This is a genomic window from Nonomuraea rhodomycinica, assembly GCF_013363995.1.
GTDB classification, from domain to species: Bacteria; Actinomycetota; Actinomycetes; order Streptosporangiales; family Streptosporangiaceae; genus Nonomuraea; species Nonomuraea rhodomycinica.
This window is the reverse complement of the sequence record NZ_JABWGO010000002.1, coordinates 955,172-971,444: the sequence shown is the minus strand read 5'-3', so window position 1 is coordinate 971,444 and position 16,273 is coordinate 955,172. Positions and strand designations below refer to the sequence as shown.

The window sequence follows — 16,273 nt, the reverse complement described above, 5'->3', positions numbered from 1 at the left end:
GATGCAGGTCAGCGAACAGGCCACGATCGCGCCCTTCGTCCTGGTACGCCTGTCGGGCACCGCGGCGAGCACCCTGCTGGAGTTCCGCGCCGACGGCGCGCTGTCCGCGCTCGACGAGGCTGACGCGCTCACGCGCCGGCTCGACGCGCTCGCCGGGCGGCTCAGCGAGGAGCTGTACGCCCTGATCCCGGCGCTGCCCGACGAGGACCGGCGGGTGGCGATCAGGCTGCGCCGGGACATCCACAACGGCCGCCCGCCCCGCCCGGCGGGCGCCGCGCTGGAGCGCGTCGTCGCGCGCCTCGGCCCCGGCTTCGCCGCGTGGCGGGAGCTGCGGGAGCGGTCGGCGGCCGCGGCGGCGCGCTACGAGACGACGCTCGAGTCCGAGCTGGCCGCCTCGTACGCGGTGCTCGCCAAGCAGGCCGGCGACGGCGCCCTGGCCCGGGCGCTGTCGGTGGCGGCGCCGGAGATCCTGGCGGCGGCGGCGCGCCCCGACGCCGTGCACGGCGGATCGAAGCAGGGCCGCAGGCTCGCGCGGACGTTGTTCAACTACTTGGTCAGGGCGGCCGTCAAGACGAGCCCGCTGGGCTGGCTGAGCCCCGTGGCGGTGTGCTCCATCGGGGAGGGCGCGCCGCCGGGCGACGCCGAGTCCGGCTCCTACCGGGCGGTCGCCTCGCTTCCGCACCCGCTCTACTTCCGGCTGCTCCAGCGGCTCCAGGCCCGCGAGGACGCCGGACGCGGCGCGCGCTTCCATCCTCCCGCCCGCATCGGCGACGACCGCCTCGTCCGCTCCAGCTACTTCCACACCCGGACCAACGGCTTCTTCTGGCGCGAGGACGTCCTGACCGGCGCGGCCGAGCACGCCCACGAAGTGACGCTGCCGGGCGGCGGAACCCCGGGGTCGGCCGTGCTGGCCCGCCTGCGCGAGGACGACCCCGCCGCGCCGTGGACCCGCGTGGCCCGGCTGACCGACGCGGGCCTGATCCGCGGGGAGTCGGCGTGGCCCACGGGCGCCTACGACGCGCACGATGCCGTCGCCGGCCTGGCGCCCCACGGGACGCCGTTCGCGGAGGGACTGTCGGCCATCGGCGAGGACCTGCGGCGGCTGCCGGACGCGGAGCCGCGCGAGCGCGCGGCGATCGCCCGCCGGCTCGCCGGGCGGGCTCGCGACCTCGACGAGGCCACCGCGACGGCCACCTCACCCCGGGTGCCCGAGCTGTCCGTGCGCGAGGACGTGGTCCGCGCCCAGCCCCTGCCCCCGCTGCCCGAGTGGGTCGGCGAGGCGCTGTCCGTGTACGGCCGCCGGCTGGCCTCCGTCCTGCAGGTGCTGCCGCAGTACGCGGCGTCCCTGCGCTTCTGGCGGCAGCACGTGGCGCCCGGGCACGACTGGCTGCCGCTGCCCGCCTTCCTCGCGCGCTACCTGGCCACACCGGGCCCGCACCTGCTCGACAACCTCGACGTCAGGCTGCTCGACGAGCCGCCGGTGGACGTCCGCCCGGGGCCCTCCACGCTCCTGCCCGCCTTCTCCGTCCTGTTCCAGGCGGCCACGCTGGAGGACGGCGAACGCGTGATCGTGGTCAACCAGATCATGGACGGCGTCGGCGGCATCGCGGCCCGCTTCAGGGCGCTGTTCGAGCCGGACGTGCTCACCGGGCCGCTCGACGCGTGGCTGGCCCACCTGACGCCCTCCGGCTCGCGCCCGCTCGAACTGACGGTGGCCACGGACTGGAACCCCATCCAGGCGCGCTGCGCGGGCCGCGCGCGGCCGCTCGACCTCGGCGGCGGCCTGGCGCCCAAGGGCGGGTTCGTGTCGCTGGAGCAGTTGCGCGTCCGGCTGGACCAGGCCACCGGAACGCTCGTCGTCGAGGACGCGACCGGCCCGGTCGTCCCCTTCTACTCGGGCCTGGTCCCGCGTCGCATGCTGAAGGGAGTGGCCAACGTCCTGTCCACCATCGCCAGCCCGTGGTTCTGCGCCGCCCCCGAGGCGGGCGGGACGAGCGCCACGATGCTGCGCCTGGAGGGGATCGACCGCGTGGTGCACCGCCCGCGCGAACGCCTCGGGCCGGTGCTGGTCCGCCGGGCCCACTGGGCCGTGCCCGCCGCGGAGCTCCTGGCGGCGATCAGGAGGCCGACCATGGCCGGGACCTTCGCCGCCTACCGGAGCTGGGCGGCCGAGCACGGCCTGCCCGACCAGGTCTTCGTCCGCAGGGGCGGCGCCGTGCCCGACCTGTACGCCAAGGGCCGCAAGCCCCTGTGGCTGTCCGCCTCCGTCCCGCTGTCCCTGTCCGCGCTCCTGGATTCGCTGACCGAGGAGGACATCCTGGTGATGGAGGAGGCCCTGCCGGCCGCCGGCCGCGACTCCGTCCTGATCGACGGCTCGCCGCGGATGACGGAGTACGTCGCCCACCTCAGCTGGGGTGCGCGCGGATGACGACCTCCTGGCTGTACTGCGCGATCTACCCGGGCGCCTTCGAGCGGCTGGACCAGGTGGTCCGCGAGCTCGTGCCGCCCGCCCGCGACCTGGTGGACGACGGCGGGGGACGCTGGTTCTTCCTGCGGTTCATGGACAGTGGCGGGCCGCACGTCAGGTTGCGGGTCCACGGCGCGTACCCGCTGCTGGACCGCGTCTACGAGCAGCTGACCGGCGGCTTCCCCGCCTTCCTCGACGCGGCGCGCGCCACGGGCGGCCGGACCTACGCCCGGCTGCCGGGGTCGCCGGTGCTCGACTACTGGGAGGGCGTCGACGTACGGCTCTACGAGCCGGAGCTCCGCCGCTACGGCGGGAGCGCCGGCGTGCGCGTGGCCGAGGAGCAGTTCATGCTCTCCAGCGCGATCGCCGTCCGGGCCATGGAGACGGACCTCTCGCCCGAGCAGCGCTCGGCGCTGGCCACGCTGGCGATGACCAGCGCCGTGCGGCACACCGTTCCCGGCATGGACCGGGCCTTCTGGTCGAAGTACCTCTGGTACTGGACCGGGCGGGACGAGGACGGTTCGCCGGCGAGGCGCGCCGCCGCGATCGAGGCCGCGGAGCGGCTCGCCCCCGCGCTGACGTCCGCCGCGCTGCCCGAACGCGAGCGGCGGGCCGCCGAGGAGTTCGGCGCGGCGGTCGGCGCGACGGCCCGCCGGGCGGCCGGGCGCGGGGTCCCGCTCACGCCCTGGCAGTGGGTCTTCCATCTGGTGCACCTGCACAACAACCGGCTGGGGGTGCCGCCGGGCGAGGAAGCCGTTCTCGCCGCCGTGCTCGGCGGCGCCCATGAGGAGGAGACACATGATCGGTCAGCGACCGCGCGATGAGGCGGCCGCCTTCCAGGCGCTCGGCCCGCTCATCGACGGACGGGCCGGGCTCGTCAACATCGTCACCCGGATCCCGCGGATGACGGGGCGCCATCGCTTCCCCATCTACACCGCGTCCATGGGGAATCCCGCCTCGCTGCTGCCGGGCCGCGTCGACGCGCCTCTCCCCCTCACCTGGGCGGGCATGGACGGCGCCGGCACGGGGCTGACCGACGACCCGGCGCGGCTGACGGCCGCGGTGGAGGCGGTCGAACGCTACTCCAGCTGCGTATGGGACAACGAGCAGTTCATCTGGGACACCGGCCGCAACCTGGGCCGGGAGGCGCTTGACCTGGACACCGTCCCGAGGTGCTCGGCCGAGGAACTGGCGCACCCCGCCTGCCCCCTCGTCGCGCCGGACCCCGCGGCGCCGATGCGCTGGGTGCGCGGCGTGAACCTGATGGACGGCCGGCCGTGCTGGGTCCCCGCCGTGATGGTCTACCTCCACATCCCCTTCGTCAGCCGGGCCGAGCGCTTCTGGCTGCCCATCTCCACGGGGACCGCGGCGCACTTCGACTACGACGAGGCGCTGCTGTCGGCGGCGCTCGAATGCGTCGAACGCGACAGCCTCACCCTCACCTGGCTCCAGCGGCTGCCCCTGCCGCGGATCGAGCTGGACGTCACCACCCCGGAGCTGGATCGCGCCACAGCCATGGCCGAGCGCGCCGGCCTGCGGACGTGGCATTTCGACGCCACCACCGACCTCGGCATCCCGACCGTCTACAGCGTGGACGTCGACCCGCAGTCGACCAGGGTGCACACGTACGTGATGTGCGCGACCGACCTCGACCCCAGGCGGGCCGTCGCGAAGGTCATGCGGGAGTCGTCGTCGGGCCGGCTGTCCATGCAGTACCAGAAGCCGCACGACAAGCCGCTGGACGAGTTCGGCGCCGTCTTCGACGGAGCGGTGCACATGGCGGTCGCCGAGCGGCGCCACGCCTTCGACTTCCTGCTCGGCTCGCCCGGACGGCGCACGCTGTCGAGCATGGCGCCCGACGTGCCGGACTCCGCGCGCGAACGGCTGGCATGGGTGCTGGGCAGGCTCGCGGAGCGCGGCTGCACGGCCTACGCGGTGGACGTCACCTCCGACGAGGCCAGGTCCGTGGGCCTGCGGGTGGTGCGGGTCCTCGTCCCCGAGCTCATGCCGCTCAGCTTCCTCCACCGGGCCAGATACCTGGGCACCCCGCGCCTGTACGCGGCGCCGGAACGCATGGGGCACGGCCCGCGCTCGGAGTCCGACATCAACCCGTGGCCGCAGCCATTCGCCTAAGGAGAGGCAGATGACCTCGACTCACGTCATCGCCGTCGGGCCGTTCGCGGCCGACGTCGCGACGTCGCTCACCCGGCGGGAAGGGGTGGACGCCTCGCCCTCGCTCTTCGCGCAGGGCGTGCACGTGGACACCAGCCTGCTGCGCCCGGCCGGCGCGTACGTCCTCGTGACGTCCCGGCACGATCCGCACCTGCTCGTCAGGGTCGGCGACATCGTCGCGTCCTGGGGAGCGGCGCTGGTTCCCGTCGTCCACGAGACCCGCAGGCTCCGCTGCGGCCCGATCCTGCTGCCGGGCGGCACGGGAGCGTGCGCCGCCTGCTTCGAGGCGCGTTCGGTGCAGAACTGGAGCATCGGCGAGTCGTTCCAGGGCCTGTACGACTTCTACCGGCGCGACGCGGCGGGCCCCGAGGGGCATCTGTCGTCCCATACGCTGCTGGCCGCCGGGCTCGCCCAGTGGGGGCTGAGCGCCGTGCGCGCGGGCGAGTCGGCCCACGGCGCGTACCGCACGGTGAGCCTGGTCAAGCCCCAGGTCACCGAAGGAAGAACCACCGGTGTGCACGGTTGCGCCCGCTGCTACCCCCGGGCGGGGGCCGGGGCGAGGCGTGACGCGTCATGGCGGGAGCTGTCGGACCATCTCGCCCGTGCGGGCGCCCCAGCCGAGGAGGACGCGTGAACACCGAGAGCCCCATGGACGCGCGGCGCATCTCCGCCGCCATGGCCAAGGACCCGCAGCTCTCCCTGCCCGAGCGGCTCAAGGTCGTCGACGGCCTGGTGTTCGCCGACGTGGGCGACGGCGGGCTGCTGGTGGAGGGCACGCCGACGCCCCAGCTGTTCGGCGGCCGCCATGTCCCGTTCACCCGGCGGCTGCTCCAGGCGCTGGACGGCGAACGTACGCATGCCGAGGTCGCCGCCCATCTCGGCCTGCCGGACTCGCGGACGGTCGAGACCGCTCTGGCCCTGCTGTACTCCTGCGGGGTGCTGGAGTGCGGCGGCGACCCCGACGGCGCGGACCTGCTGCGGCAGACCTCCGTGCCGAGGCGTGTGGTGACCTATCTCAGCAGGAATGTGAGCTCCACCAGGAACCGGCCGTCCGGCGTGCGGGCGGCGCTCGGCCTGGCCGCCACGCCGGCGCTGGTGCTCGGCCGGCCGTCGGCGCTGCGCTCGGCGCTGGCCGGCGCGCTGACCGCCGACGGCGTCGCCTCGGTGACCGAGCGGGACCTCGACGAGGCCGGCGAGCTGCCACCCTCCTCGATCGCCGTCGTCATCGACGACGGCACCATGGATCTGGACGGCCTGGTGCCCTTCGACGACCGGGTGCGCGCGGGCTCCGGCCGATGGTTCCTCGTCTCGCTCACCGGTTCGGGGGCGGCGCGGATCAGCCCGGTCTTCGAGAACGGCTGGTCCGGCTGCCTGCACTGCTACCGGGCACAGCAGAGCCTGCCCAGGACCCGGGCCGCCGTCGAGCTCCCGCCCTGGCACGGCGACTTCCTGGCCGGCCTCCTCGGCAACCAGGTGTGCCGGCTCGCCGGCGGCGTCCAGGAGCTCTATGGCGAGTCGGCCGTGACCGTGGTCGACTTCGAGGCGTGGACGTGCGAGGAGGAGATGTTCGTCCAGCTGCCCGGCTGCTCGATGTGCCTGCCGGGAACCAAGCCGCTGGAGGAGGACGATCTCGCCGTGGTGGCCTTCGAGCAGGAGGTCACCCAGCCGCCCCGGCGTTACATCGCCAGCAGCACGCACCAGAAGCACTACAGCATGGCCAACGTGGAGCTGGCGTTCCTCGACCGGGTCCGCGACTGGCCGACGGCCGAGTCCGCCGACCCGGACCTGCTGGCCCTGCTGCACCACGCGTTCGGCGTGCGGGAGGTGCTGTCCGGCTCGCCGGCCAGCCCGCCGGCGCGCCGACGCTGGGCGCCCACGGGGGGCAACCTCGGCTCCCCCACCGCGTTCGTGCTGCCGGCGGCGGGCAACGGACTCGACCTCGACCCGGTCGTGCACGTGTACGACGGCGTCACCAACGCGCTGCTGCGCGGCCTCACCGGCGTGGGCGCCGAACAGATCGGCGAGGTGGTGAACCTGCCCGGGGCGCCGCTGGACGCCCTGGTCGTCCTGACCGGCGACGCCTTCAAACTCATGGAGAAGTACCACAACTTCGGCTACAAGATCGTGAACGCGGACGCGGGGGTCGCGACCTGGCAGCTCGCCCGCCTCGCCCAGGGCATGGGGGTCACGGTCACGGCCGCCGACACCTGGGACGACGGCCTGCTGGCCGACCTGCTCGACGTCGACCCCCAGCAGACCCCGATCACCGCGGTGCTCGCGCTCGGCCGCGGTGAGCGCGACGCCGCCGCCCTGGAGGCGGCGCGGCGGGCGGCCGCCGCGACGGGCCTCGGCGGCCGGACCGAGTCGTCCGGTGACGCGCCGCGCACACGCGCGGGCGCTCCCTTCCGGGTACGCGAGATCGTCGAAGAGCTCATCGGACGCTCGCACGCGCCGGGGCACGGCGGGACCCGCCTCACCGAGGACCCGGCCGGCACGAGCGGGCCCGGCATCGCCGTGCCGCCGGCGGGCCCGGCCGTGATGGAGCCGATGGAGTTCCTGAACCGGCGCCAGTCCACCAGGTTCTTCGGGGCGGACGGCATCTCCCAGGAGGCCATGGCGGGCGTGCTGCGCGCGCCGGCCGCCGCCCGGCGGGCGCTCGCGACCGGGCCGCTGGTGCCCGGGATCCGGCTGCTGGCCGCCGTCTACGCGGTCGAGGGGCTGGCGCCCGGCCTCTACGAGGTGCGTCCCGACGGCGGCGCGCTCCACCCGCTCGCGCCGTTGCCGCCCGCCCGGGAGTGGCTGCTGCAGGACGAGTTCGCCGACGGAGCGCTGATCACCGTGGTCACGTGCGACCTCCCCCAGGTGGCCCGGGGCGGAAGCCACGCGCACCGGTTGGTGCTGCACCAGGCCGGGGTGGCCGCCCACAGCATGTGGCTGGCCGCGGGAGAGCTCGGCCTGGTCGGGTCCATCTTCGGCGGGCTGGTGCCGTGGGGCGTCCCGCTGCCCGAGTTCCGTCCCGGGGGCAGGCACAGCCCTCTCCTCGGCTTCGCCTGCGGGACCCCTCTCGGCGACGCCGCCGGGAAATGGGGGATGGCGGGCGGCTGACAGCCGTGCTCCCGGACCGCCGGCGCGTGCCGCAGTGCGGACGTACCGTCCGCCGCGGCACGCGCCCGCCCGTGATCCGACGGGGTCAGCTCATGAGGTGTTGCCGACGCGCGAGATGGCGCGCAGAGCGGCCGTGTGCCGGTTGAACGCCTCCAGCCCCGCGGGCGTGAGGGACAGCCAGGTGCGGGGCCGCTTCCCCACGAAACCCTTGCGGACTTCGACGTAGCCGGCCGTCTCCAAATAGGCCACGTTCTTCGACAATGTCGCGGCATTGACGGCCAGTCGATGACAGATCTGCTGGAATGCGCACTCGCCCTCCGTCGAGAGTACGGCCACCAGCGAAAAACGGATAGGTGGATGGATTGCGGCGTCGAGCTCCAGACGCGGATGCTTGCGCGGCATCGATCCCAGGATCCCTTCTGCCTCAGAATACCGAAAAGGTGAGTCCTGCCCGGACGACCGGCGTGCCCCCGCCGGAACCGGCGGGGGCACGCCAGACGAATGCGTCGTTCAGTCGCAGACCACGTCCACCCATTTCCAGCCGAACCTGAACGGCACCCTGTAGTGGTCGATGTACTGGCCGCCCCGCACCTCGGAGCCCTGCCACACCCCCGCCCAAGGCGCCTGGTCCGGGCAGTACGGCCCCTCCTGCCGCGCGGACGCTTGCGCGGCGCCGGCCCCCAAGGACAGGACAGTCGCCAACGAGAGACCCAGAACCGCCGAACGCATTAATGTACGCATGCCGGATCCTTTCCGTCGAGTAGCGAGCGGCCGGCGCTGCGGACACGCCCGATGCGCCTCGCGGGAATTCCCCCCGGTGACCCACCATTCCAAAACACCGAACGTTCTTGGCCGGCTTTCGCATATCCCCTGTTGTGCCTCCGAGTCTGTCAAAGCCAGCGCACAGCGTCCATACACACAAAGTGATCAGTCAATTACCTCGCAGCCGTCCCTGCCATTAGGGCCCCGCCGACTGGGGAATTCCACATTTCTTACAGAATCATTAAGCCCGGGCGCGAAGCCTTCCGCCCGGGCATGCCGAGGGCGTCCGCCACCCCGACCGACCGGGCGGAGGAGAGCCGCGAGGACCGCGTCGCGCGACTCCGCGCATGGATCGGGAACCGCCGGCCACCACACCGGCGCCTTCGGTCCTTCGGTCCTTCGGTCTTTCGGCCTGTCGGCCTGTCGGGCTTTCGGTCGCCCTTGGTCGCCTTCGGCCGCTGGAAAGGGCTTACGGGCCGCCTCAGGGATGCCGGGGGGCGGTGGGGATGATGCGCCTGCCCTCCGCGTTCGCGCGATCCCGCGGCTCCTGCACCGGCCGCATCGCGGGCTGGGCATGGGAACCGGGCTCGGGCAGGATCGGCGGCATGGGGCCGGTGGGCGGCCCGTCGTCGTCGGACGGCTGGCTGCCGCGCCGCCCCCGCCAGCGGGGCGCGGCCATCAGCACGAGGACGCCGACCGCGAGCAGGATCACGACGGGGAACATGAGGACCGGCACACCGATCGTGGACATCGCGACCAGGCCGAACGCGAACAGGAACGCCCAGGCGTACATGATCAGCACCGAGCGGCGGTGCGAGTGGCCGATGTCCATCAGCCGGTGGTGCAGGTGGCCGCGGTCGGGCGCGAACGGCGACATGCCGTAGGACGTGCGCCGCACGACCGCGGTGATCAGGTCGATGAGCGGCAGCACCAGCACCGCCGCCGGGACCAGCAGCGGGAGGAGCACGCCGAAGCGGTTGATGCCCTCGATGACGGACGGGTCGACCGGCGTGACGGTGACGATCGAGGAGGCGAGGACCAGGCCGATGAGCATCGCGCCGGTGTCGCCCATGAAGATCTTCGCCGGATGGAAGTTGTGCGGCAGGAAGCCGAGGCAGGTGCCGATGAGGATGGCGGCGATGCCGGCCGTGGTGGTGATGTTGTCGCCGCTGATGCTCTTCGACAGGAAGATGGAGTAGGCCCAGGTGGCCATGGCGGCGATGCACACGATGCCCGCGGCCAGGCCGTCGAGGCCGTCGACGAAGTTGACCGCGTTGATCGTGACGACCACCACCATGATGGTGATGATCGTGCTCAGGGTGTAGTCGAGGCTGGTGGAGCCGCCCCAGTCCTTGGGCAGCGGGATGTAGACGAGCCGCAGGTCGAAGTAGACGAGGACACCCGCGGCGGCGATCTGGCCGGCCAGCTTGATGAAGGGGTCCATGCCCCACCAGTCGTCCAGGAAGCCCGTGACGGTGATGAGGCCGCCCGCGATGATCAGGGCCATCACCGGACGGCCCTCGGCCTCGTTGAGCGCCTGACCGGTATGGGCCAGCTCGCTGGCCACCAGCAGCCCCGCGACCAGCCCGCCGTACATCGCCAGACCCCCCAGCCGGGGGGTCGGCGTGGTGTGCACGTCCCGCTCCCGGATCTCCGGAGCGGCCCCGATGCGGATGGCGAAGCGGCGCACCAGCGGGACGAGGAGGTACGTCACCGCAGCCGCTATGAGCGCCATGAACAGGTATTCGCGCACGATCCTAGTTTCGCGGATGCGCCGGACCGCTGTGACCGGAAAACGACACAGACCGGCTTAATATTCGCTGAGATATGGCGGATGGATGGTCAGGGGCGCCGATGCGCGCTCGCGAACCCGCCCCACGGGCCCGGGACGCCGCACCACCTCGGCCACCGCCGCGCCGCTCCCCTTCGGGCTCCTCCGGCTCCGCCGGGCGTGCTTACGGCGGGCCGGCGCGCACCGCCCGGAGTCACGGCCGTAGGCTCCGGAGCCTACGGGACGGCGTCGCCGTCGAGCGTGCTCCCCCGCCGTGCCGGCCCCCGTCGGCCTTCGTCGGCCGTCGTCGGCTCGTCGGCCGTCATCAGGCTTCGCCGGGCTTCGTCAGGAGAAGGCGTGGGGCGCGCCCGCCGAACTGGGGATCCAGCGGGGCGTGTCGGCGGCCTCGTCGCTGATCGAGGTGAGCACCGCCTGGCGGTACTGGGCGAGCCTGGAGCGCCACTCGGCGATGTCCTCGACGTACCTGGACCCCACGGGGGCGTCCCACGTCTGCGGGCTTCTGGCGAGCGTGTAGGCCTTGTCGAGGGCCTTGGTGAGCTCCTCCAGGAGGGGGTGGACGGTCTGCCAGGCGGTCACGAGGCGCTGGTACTCCGGGTTGAACTCCCAGGCCCTGGGCTGGACGTCCAGCGGGTTGGTGCCGCCCGTCACGGGCGGGGTCTCGCCGGGGCGCATCGGCTGGGGGGCGGGCGGGTCGGCGAATGCCATCAGACGCTCCTGTACCGGGTGCCGGGGCCGTCGTGGTGACCGCCGTGGTGGCCGTCGTGCTGACCGTCGTGCTGACCGTCGTGGTGGCCTTGGTGATGCGTCGGGGACGTCGGGTGCGTCGTCGTCCCGTCGTGGCCGCTCCGGAGGTCGGTGGCGGGCTGGTCGCCGGTGGCGGTGAGGCGGTCGGCGTCCGGGCCGCCGTCCGGGAGTCCGGGCCGGTCGGCTGTGGCGACCTGGTCTGGTGTGGTGGTGCTGTGGTCCGGTGTGGGGATCTGGTCGAGGAGGGCGCGTAGGTCGCCGAGGTCGAGAGGCCCCGCGGAGGCGGACACGACCTGAGGCGCGCCGCTCGGGGTGAGCGGTTGACCCGTGGTGCCGGAGGTGCCCGCGGCCCCCGAGCTACCGGATGACGCGGGGGCCGTGGGGTCGATGACCACCGGGGCGCCCTGACCTGGCGTGGTGTCACGGTCGGGGGTGGTGTCACGCACGATTCCGTTGTCGCGGGGTTGCGTGGCGTCGCCGCGGTCGGGGGCGGTGTCGCCACGTCCTGGAGTGGTGTCGCGGTCGGGGATGGTGTCCCGGTCGGGGATGGTGTCGCGGTCGGGGGCGGTGCGGTCGGGTGTCGTGTCGCGGTCGGGTGTCGTGTCGCGGTCGGGTGTCGTGCCGTCCGCGTCTCGTGGTGTGGTGGTGTCCGCGCAGCCCGTGTCGGTGCCGGTGCCGTCCACCTGACCAGGTGTGGTGCCCGTCGTACGGTCCGTTCCCGTGCCGTCCGCGTGGCCGGGGGTCGTGTCGATCGGCTGGGCCGGATGGGCGCCGCTCCCAGGCGTCGCGTCGATGGGGTGAACGGGGTGGGCGCCACCGATCGGCGTCGCGTCGGCGGGCGCCGTGCCGATCGGATGCACCGGATGGGCACCGCCGATCGCCGGGTCGCCCGAAGGCACCGTACCGATCGGGTGTACCGGGTGAACACCGCTGACGGACCCGCCGTCGGCGGGGGCGGCGCCGATGGGGGTGGCCGGGGTCGCGGGCTGGGCGTCGCCTGCGGGGGTGGGCATCTCGATGGGCTGGACCTTGTCGAGATTGTCGAGGATGTTGCTGATCTGCGTGGCCGTGGGCGGGTCGATGGGCACCTGGAGGACCTTCACACCGTCCACGACCACCACGCGCGGCTTCTGCGGGTCGAGGTCGTCCGGATGGTCCTTGGCGGGGGTGTCGACGCGGTCGTCCGGGGAGGCGGGGTCCGTCGGGGAGGCGGGGTCCGCCGGGGTCGCGGGATCGGCCGGGGTGGCGGGAGTCGCCGGGTCCGCCGGGGTCGTCGGATCCGCGGGAGTGATGGGGTCGGCGCGGTCGCCTATGGGGTCGGGGGCGCCGATGGGGTCCGCGGGGGTGAGGCCGGACGAGTCGGCGCCGGACTCGGCGCCGCGATCGCGCCTGCTGCCCAGATCGTCGTCCTTCGGCTCGTCCTGAGTGCCCGTGTCGTCGCCAGTCCCCGTGCCGTCCCCGGTGTCGGTGTCGCCGCGAGTGCCGGCGTCGTCCCGGGTGCCGGCGTCGTCCCGGGTGCCGACGTCGTCACGTGCCCCTGTGTCGTCGCCTGTGCGGGTGTCACCGCCAACGCGGGAGTCGTCACGAGTACAGGTGTCGTCCCGGGTGCCGGTGTCATCGCGGGAGCCTGTGTCGTCACCTACGCGGGAGTCATCACGTGCCCCCGTGTCGTCGCCCGTGCGGGTGTCACCACCCACGCGGGTGTCGTCACGGGTGCCCCTGTCGTCACCTGTACGCGTGTCACCGCCAGTGCGGGTGTCGTCGCCGTCCTTGCAGGACCCACCGTCGTCCCGGCCGTCGTCCCTCGCGGGTCTGTCCTGGTCGCCGGTCCTGGCGTCGTCCCGGCCGTCGTCCCTGGCGGGTCTGTCCTGGTCGCCGGTCCTGGCGTCGTCGCGACCGTCCTCCCGAGCGGGCTTCCGATCGTCGTCGGGCTTGGCGTCCGGCTTGGTGGGCTTGTGTTCGTCGTCAGGCTTGGCGTCCGGCTTGGTGGGCTTGTGTTCGTCGGACTTCTTGGCGTCCTGCCCCTTCTTGTCGTCCTCGGCCTTCCTCGGCTCGTCGCCCTTCCGCGGCTCGTCGTCCTTCTTGGGCTCGTCGTCCTTCTTGGGCTCGTCGGGCTTCTTGTGGTCGTCCGTCTTCTTGTGGTCGTCGCCGGTCCTGGCCTCGTCGCGGCCGTCATCCCGGGTGGGTTTGTGCTCGTCGGCCTTCTTGGGGGTGTCGTCCTTGGCGTCGGCGCCCACCGAGGGGCCGTGGTCGCGGGGCTCGGCGGCGCGTTTCTCCAGCAGCCCGAGCCGTACCCGGACGTCCTTCACCATGGTGTCCGCGGCGTCGGCGACCTGGCTGGGCCGGTGCGCGGCGCGCGTCGGCAGACCGGCCCTGGTCATCACCTGGGCGACCCGCGCCTCGGCGGCGCGCAGCTGGGCGGACGCGCGCCCGACCTCGGCCAGCAGGTCACGGACCAGCTCAGGGTCCATGCCGTCGAACTTGCCCATGGGCTGCTCCCGGACGTCGTGGCCGCTCCGGAAGTCACCGTAGGCGCAGGCGGGCCGCGACCGCAGCCGGGATAAGCAGACGGTATACGTCAGTCGTCGATACGTCAGTCGTCGGTGGCGACGTACCCGATGATGCCGCGCAGCTTCTCCACGGGGATCGCCCCGCGCCTCAGCAGCCGCGGCACCGCGGTGGTGAGGTCGAGGATGGTGGAGGGCGTGTTGTCGGTGGTCTTGCCGCCGTCGAGGTAGACGGAGACGGAGTCGCCGAGCTGCGCCTCGGCCTCGGCGGCGGTGACGGCGGCGGGCGCGCCCGAGCGGTTGGCGCTGGAGACGGCCATCGGCCCGGTCTCCTTGAGCAGGTCGAGCGCCACCGGGTGGAGCGGCATGCGGATCGCGACCGTGCCCTTGGTGTCGCCGAGGTCCCACGACAGGGCCCGGTTGGCCTTGCAGACGATGGTGAGCGGCCCCGGCCAGAAGGCGTCGATGAGGTCCTGCCCGTACGGCCCCAGGTCCTCGACGAGCGCACCGGCGGCGCGGACGGTGCCGACGAGGACGGGCGGCGGCATGTCGCGGCCCCGCCCCTTGGCCTCCAGCAGCGCCGTGACGGCCGCCGGCGTGAACGCGTCGGCGCCGATGCCGTAGACGGTGTCGGTCGGAAGCACCACCAGGTCGCCGCGGCGCACCGCGGCGGCGGCCTCGGTCAGGCCCTCGGCGCGCTGTTCGAGGTCCGTGCAGTCAAAGGTTGTTGCCACGGCGTGCATCCTAGTCAGCTAGTCGGTCGGGCTAGTCAGGTTCGTCCTGGCCGAGCCGCGCGGTGACGAAGCGGTCCCTGCGGGTCAGGTCCTGGCGCAGGCGGACGTCGCGCCAGCCGTGATCCTCGGGGAACGTCAGGTAGACGGCGCTGCCCTGCTCGTCGGCGTGCTCGACGGCCACCCAGCCGCCGGGGCGCAGCAGCCTCCGGGCCGTGCGCTCGACGGCACGCACCTCGCCGAGGCCGTCGTCGCCGGTGCCGTACAGCGCCCGCGAGGGGTCGTAGTCGCGCACCTCGGGGTCGCGCGGGACCGCGCCGGGCGGGATGTAGGGCGGGTTGGAGATGACCAGGTCGACCTTGCCGTTGAGCTCGGGAAGCGCCTCGGCGAGGTCCTCCGGGTGCAGGTGGACGCGGCCCTGGCCGTGCTCGGTGATGTTGCGCTTGGCCCAGCCGTACGCGTCGGGATCGACCTCGACCGCGTGGACCTCGCTCAGCGCGACCTCCTGGGCGATCGACAGCGCGATCGCTCCGGAGCCGGTGCCGAGGTCGACGACCAGGGGCGCGGCGACGTCCATGGCGCGCAGCGTGTCGATCGCCCAGCCGGCCATGACCTCGGTCTCGGGCCGCGGCACGAACACGCCGGGCCCCACCTTGAGCTCCAGGTAGCGGAAGTAGGCGTGGCCGGTGATGTGCTGCAGCGGCTCACGTGCCTCGCGGCGGGCGATGCCCTCCCAGAACAGGGCGTCGAAGTCGGCGTCCTTGACCGTGTGCAGCTCGCTCCTGCGCACGCCGTGAACGAATGCCGCGATCTCCTCCGCGTCGGTGCGCGGCGAGGGCACACCTGCCTCGGCCAGCCGGGCGGTGGCGAGCGCGATTTCGTCCAGCAGAAATGTCATGAGTGTTGTGCGAGCTTCTCCGCCATCTCGGCGTCGATGAGTGCCTGGGTGACGGCGTTGAGCTCGCCGTCGAGGACCTGGTCGAGGTTATACGCCTTGAAGCCGACGCGGTGGTCGGAGATGCGGTTCTCGGGGAAGTTGTAGGTGCGGATGCGCTCGGAGCGGTCGACGGTGCGGACCTGCGACTTGCGCTCGGCCTGCGCCGCGGCGTCGGCCTCCTCCTGGGCGATGGCCAGCAGCCGGGCGCGCAGGATGCGCAGCGCCGACTCCTTGTTCTGGAGCTGGCTCTTCTCGTTCTGGCAGGAGACCACCACGCCGGTGGGCAGGTGGGTGATGCGGACGGCGGAGTCGGTGGTGTTGACGCTCTGGCCGCCGGGGCCGCTGGAGCGGTAGACGTCGATCCGCAGGTCGTTGGGGTCGATGTGGACGTCGACCTCCTCGGCCTCCGGGTAGACGAGCACGCCCGCGGCGCTGGTGTGGATGCGGCCCTGCGACTCGGTGACGGGAACCCGCTGCACGCGGTGGACGCCGCCCTCGTACTTGAGCCTGGACCACACGCCTTCGTCGCCCTTGGCCCGGATGCCGACCGTGACGTCCTTGTAGCCGCCGAGGTCGGAGGGCTGGGTGTCGATGATCTCGGTCTTCCAGCCGAGCCGCTCGGCGTAGCGGAGGTACATGCGCAGCAGGTCGCCGGCGAACAGCGCGGACTCCTCGCCCCCCTCGCCCGCCTTGATCTCCATGATGATGTCCTTGTCATCGTTGGGATCGCGCGGGATCAGCAGGTGCTTGAGGCGCTCCTCCAGCTGGGGGATGCGCTCCTCCAGCTCGGCGGCCTCGGCCGCGAACGTCTCGTCCTCGCTGGCGAGCTCCTTGGCCGTGCCCAGGTCGTCGCGCGCCGACTCCAGCTCGCGGTAGGTGGCGACGATGGGCGTGAGCTGGGAGTAGCGCCTGCCGAGGGTGCGGGCCTGGTGCTGGTCGGCGTGCACGGCGGGGTCGGCGAGCCGCAGCTCCAGCTCGGAATACTCCTTGAGCAACTCGTCGAGGTTCACCGTGGGTCCTTCTGCTTGGGTTTTTCCGGCCGTTCACCAACAACGC

The 16,273-nt window shown here is 73.0% G+C and carries 13 protein-coding genes; 5 read left to right on the top strand and 8 right to left on the bottom strand.

Features of this window, described 5'->3' with window-relative positions:
• The first annotated feature begins 1 nt into the window (after position 1).
• From HT134_RS15375 to HT134_RS15355, 5 genes are read left to right on the top strand one after another with little or no spacing between them, the layout of a single operon-like run.
• On the top strand, positions 2 to 2,428 hold the full coding sequence (locus HT134_RS15375) for a lantibiotic dehydratase (protein ID WP_175600998.1): 2,427 nt from the start codon (positions 2 to 4) through the stop codon (positions 2,426 to 2,428).
• Positions 2,425 to 3,291, top strand: a complete 867-nt coding sequence (locus HT134_RS15370; protein WP_175600997.1) for a thiopeptide-type bacteriocin biosynthesis protein — start codon at positions 2,425 to 2,427, stop codon at positions 3,289 to 3,291. Before HT134_RS15375 ends, HT134_RS15370 begins: the two co-directional genes overlap by 4 nt.
• Positions 3,266 to 4,600 carry a SagD/YcaO family ATP-dependent cyclodehydratase gene (locus tag HT134_RS15365; protein ID WP_175600996.1) on the top strand — a complete coding sequence of 445 codons (1,335 nt, stop codon included), beginning with the start codon at positions 3,266 to 3,268 and terminating at the stop codon, positions 4,598 to 4,600. The genes HT134_RS15370 and HT134_RS15365 overlap by 26 nt, the downstream gene beginning before the upstream one ends.
• A 10-nt stretch (positions 4,601 to 4,610) precedes the next feature.
• A complete protein-coding gene (locus HT134_RS15360) occupies positions 4,611 to 5,273 on the top strand; it encodes a hypothetical protein (protein ID WP_175600995.1) in 663 nt (220 codons plus the stop codon).
• Positions 5,270 to 7,744: a hypothetical protein gene (locus HT134_RS15355; RefSeq protein ID WP_175600994.1), complete on the top strand. Its 2,475-nt coding sequence runs from the start codon at positions 5,270 to 5,272 to the stop codon at positions 7,742 to 7,744. Before HT134_RS15360 ends, HT134_RS15355 begins: the two co-directional genes overlap by 4 nt.
• A gap of 90 nt (positions 7,745 to 7,834) precedes the next feature.
• On the opposite strand, the gene HT134_RS15350 is transcribed toward HT134_RS15355, so the two are convergent.
• The 8 genes from HT134_RS15350 to prfA all read right to left on the bottom strand — a co-directional run bounded on the left by HT134_RS15350 (position 7,835) and on the right by prfA (position 16,227).
• Positions 7,835 to 8,146, bottom strand: coding sequence for a winged helix-turn-helix domain-containing protein (locus HT134_RS15350; protein WP_175600993.1), 312 nt, complete (start codon positions 8,144 to 8,146; stop codon positions 7,835 to 7,837).
• A 108-nt stretch (positions 8,147 to 8,254) separates the two neighbouring features.
• Positions 8,255 to 8,446: a hypothetical protein gene (locus HT134_RS15345; RefSeq protein WP_175600992.1), complete on the bottom strand. Its 192-nt coding sequence runs from the start codon at positions 8,444 to 8,446 to the stop codon at positions 8,255 to 8,257.
• A gap of 541 nt (positions 8,447 to 8,987) precedes the next feature.
• Positions 8,988 to 10,259 (bottom strand): glycosyltransferase family 4 protein, encoded by a 1,272-nt coding sequence (locus tag HT134_RS15340; protein ID WP_175600991.1) that lies wholly within the window; start codon positions 10,257 to 10,259, stop codon positions 8,988 to 8,990.
• Between the two features lie 363 nt (positions 10,260 to 10,622).
• Positions 10,623 to 11,003, bottom strand: a complete 381-nt coding sequence (locus tag HT134_RS15335) for a hypothetical protein (RefSeq protein ID WP_175594066.1) — start codon at positions 11,001 to 11,003, stop codon at positions 10,623 to 10,625.
• On the bottom strand, positions 11,003 to 13,531 hold the full coding sequence (locus tag HT134_RS15330; RefSeq protein ID WP_175600990.1) for a hypothetical protein: 2,529 nt from the start codon (positions 13,529 to 13,531) through the stop codon (positions 11,003 to 11,005). Before HT134_RS15330 ends, HT134_RS15335 begins: the two co-directional genes overlap by 1 nt.
• A gap of 104 nt (positions 13,532 to 13,635) precedes the next feature.
• Positions 13,636 to 14,292: an L-threonylcarbamoyladenylate synthase gene (locus HT134_RS15325; protein WP_217707825.1), complete on the bottom strand. Its 657-nt coding sequence runs from the start codon at positions 14,290 to 14,292 to the stop codon at positions 13,636 to 13,638.
• A 22-nt stretch (positions 14,293 to 14,314) separates the two neighbouring features.
• Positions 14,315 to 15,178 carry a peptide chain release factor N(5)-glutamine methyltransferase gene (prmC, locus tag HT134_RS15320; RefSeq protein ID WP_175600988.1) on the bottom strand — a complete coding sequence of 288 codons (864 nt, stop codon included), beginning with the start codon at positions 15,176 to 15,178 and terminating at the stop codon, positions 14,315 to 14,317.
• Positions 15,175 to 16,227: a peptide chain release factor 1 gene (gene prfA, locus HT134_RS15315; protein ID WP_175600987.1), complete on the bottom strand. Its 1,053-nt coding sequence runs from the start codon at positions 16,225 to 16,227 to the stop codon at positions 15,175 to 15,177. Before prfA ends, prmC begins: the two co-directional genes overlap by 4 nt.
• Positions 16,228 to 16,273 lie beyond the last annotated feature (46 nt).

Excerpts from the sequence above, each read along its gene's own strand:
- HT134_RS15375 (WP_175600998.1), top strand. The coding sequence starts at position 2 with ATGCAGGTCAGCGAACAGGCCACGATCGCGCCCTTCGTCCTGGTACGC.
- HT134_RS15365 (WP_175600996.1), top strand. The coding sequence starts at position 3,266 with ATGATCGGTCAGCGACCGCGCGATGAGGCGGCCGCCTTCCAGGCGCTC.
- HT134_RS15360 (WP_175600995.1), top strand. The coding sequence starts at position 4,611 with ATGACCTCGACTCACGTCATCGCCGTCGGGCCGTTCGCGGCCGACGTC.
- HT134_RS15335 (WP_175594066.1), bottom strand. The coding sequence starts at position 11,003 with ATGGCATTCGCCGACCCGCCCGCCCCCCAGCCGATGCGCCCCGGCGAG.
- HT134_RS15350 (WP_175600993.1), bottom strand. The coding sequence starts at position 8,146 with ATGCCGCGCAAGCATCCGCGTCTGGAGCTCGACGCCGCAATCCATCCA.
- HT134_RS15325 (WP_217707825.1), bottom strand. The coding sequence starts at position 14,292 with ATGCACGCCGTGGCAACAACCTTTGACTGCACGGACCTCGAACAGCGC.
- HT134_RS15330 (WP_175600990.1), bottom strand. The coding sequence starts at position 13,531 with ATGGGCAAGTTCGACGGCATGGACCCTGAGCTGGTCCGTGACCTGCTG.
- prmC (WP_175600988.1), bottom strand. The coding sequence starts at position 15,178 with ATGACATTTCTGCTGGACGAAATCGCGCTCGCCACCGCCCGGCTGGCC.
- HT134_RS15370 (WP_175600997.1), top strand. The coding sequence starts at position 2,425 with ATGACGACCTCCTGGCTGTACTGCGCGATCTACCCGGGCGCCTTCGAG.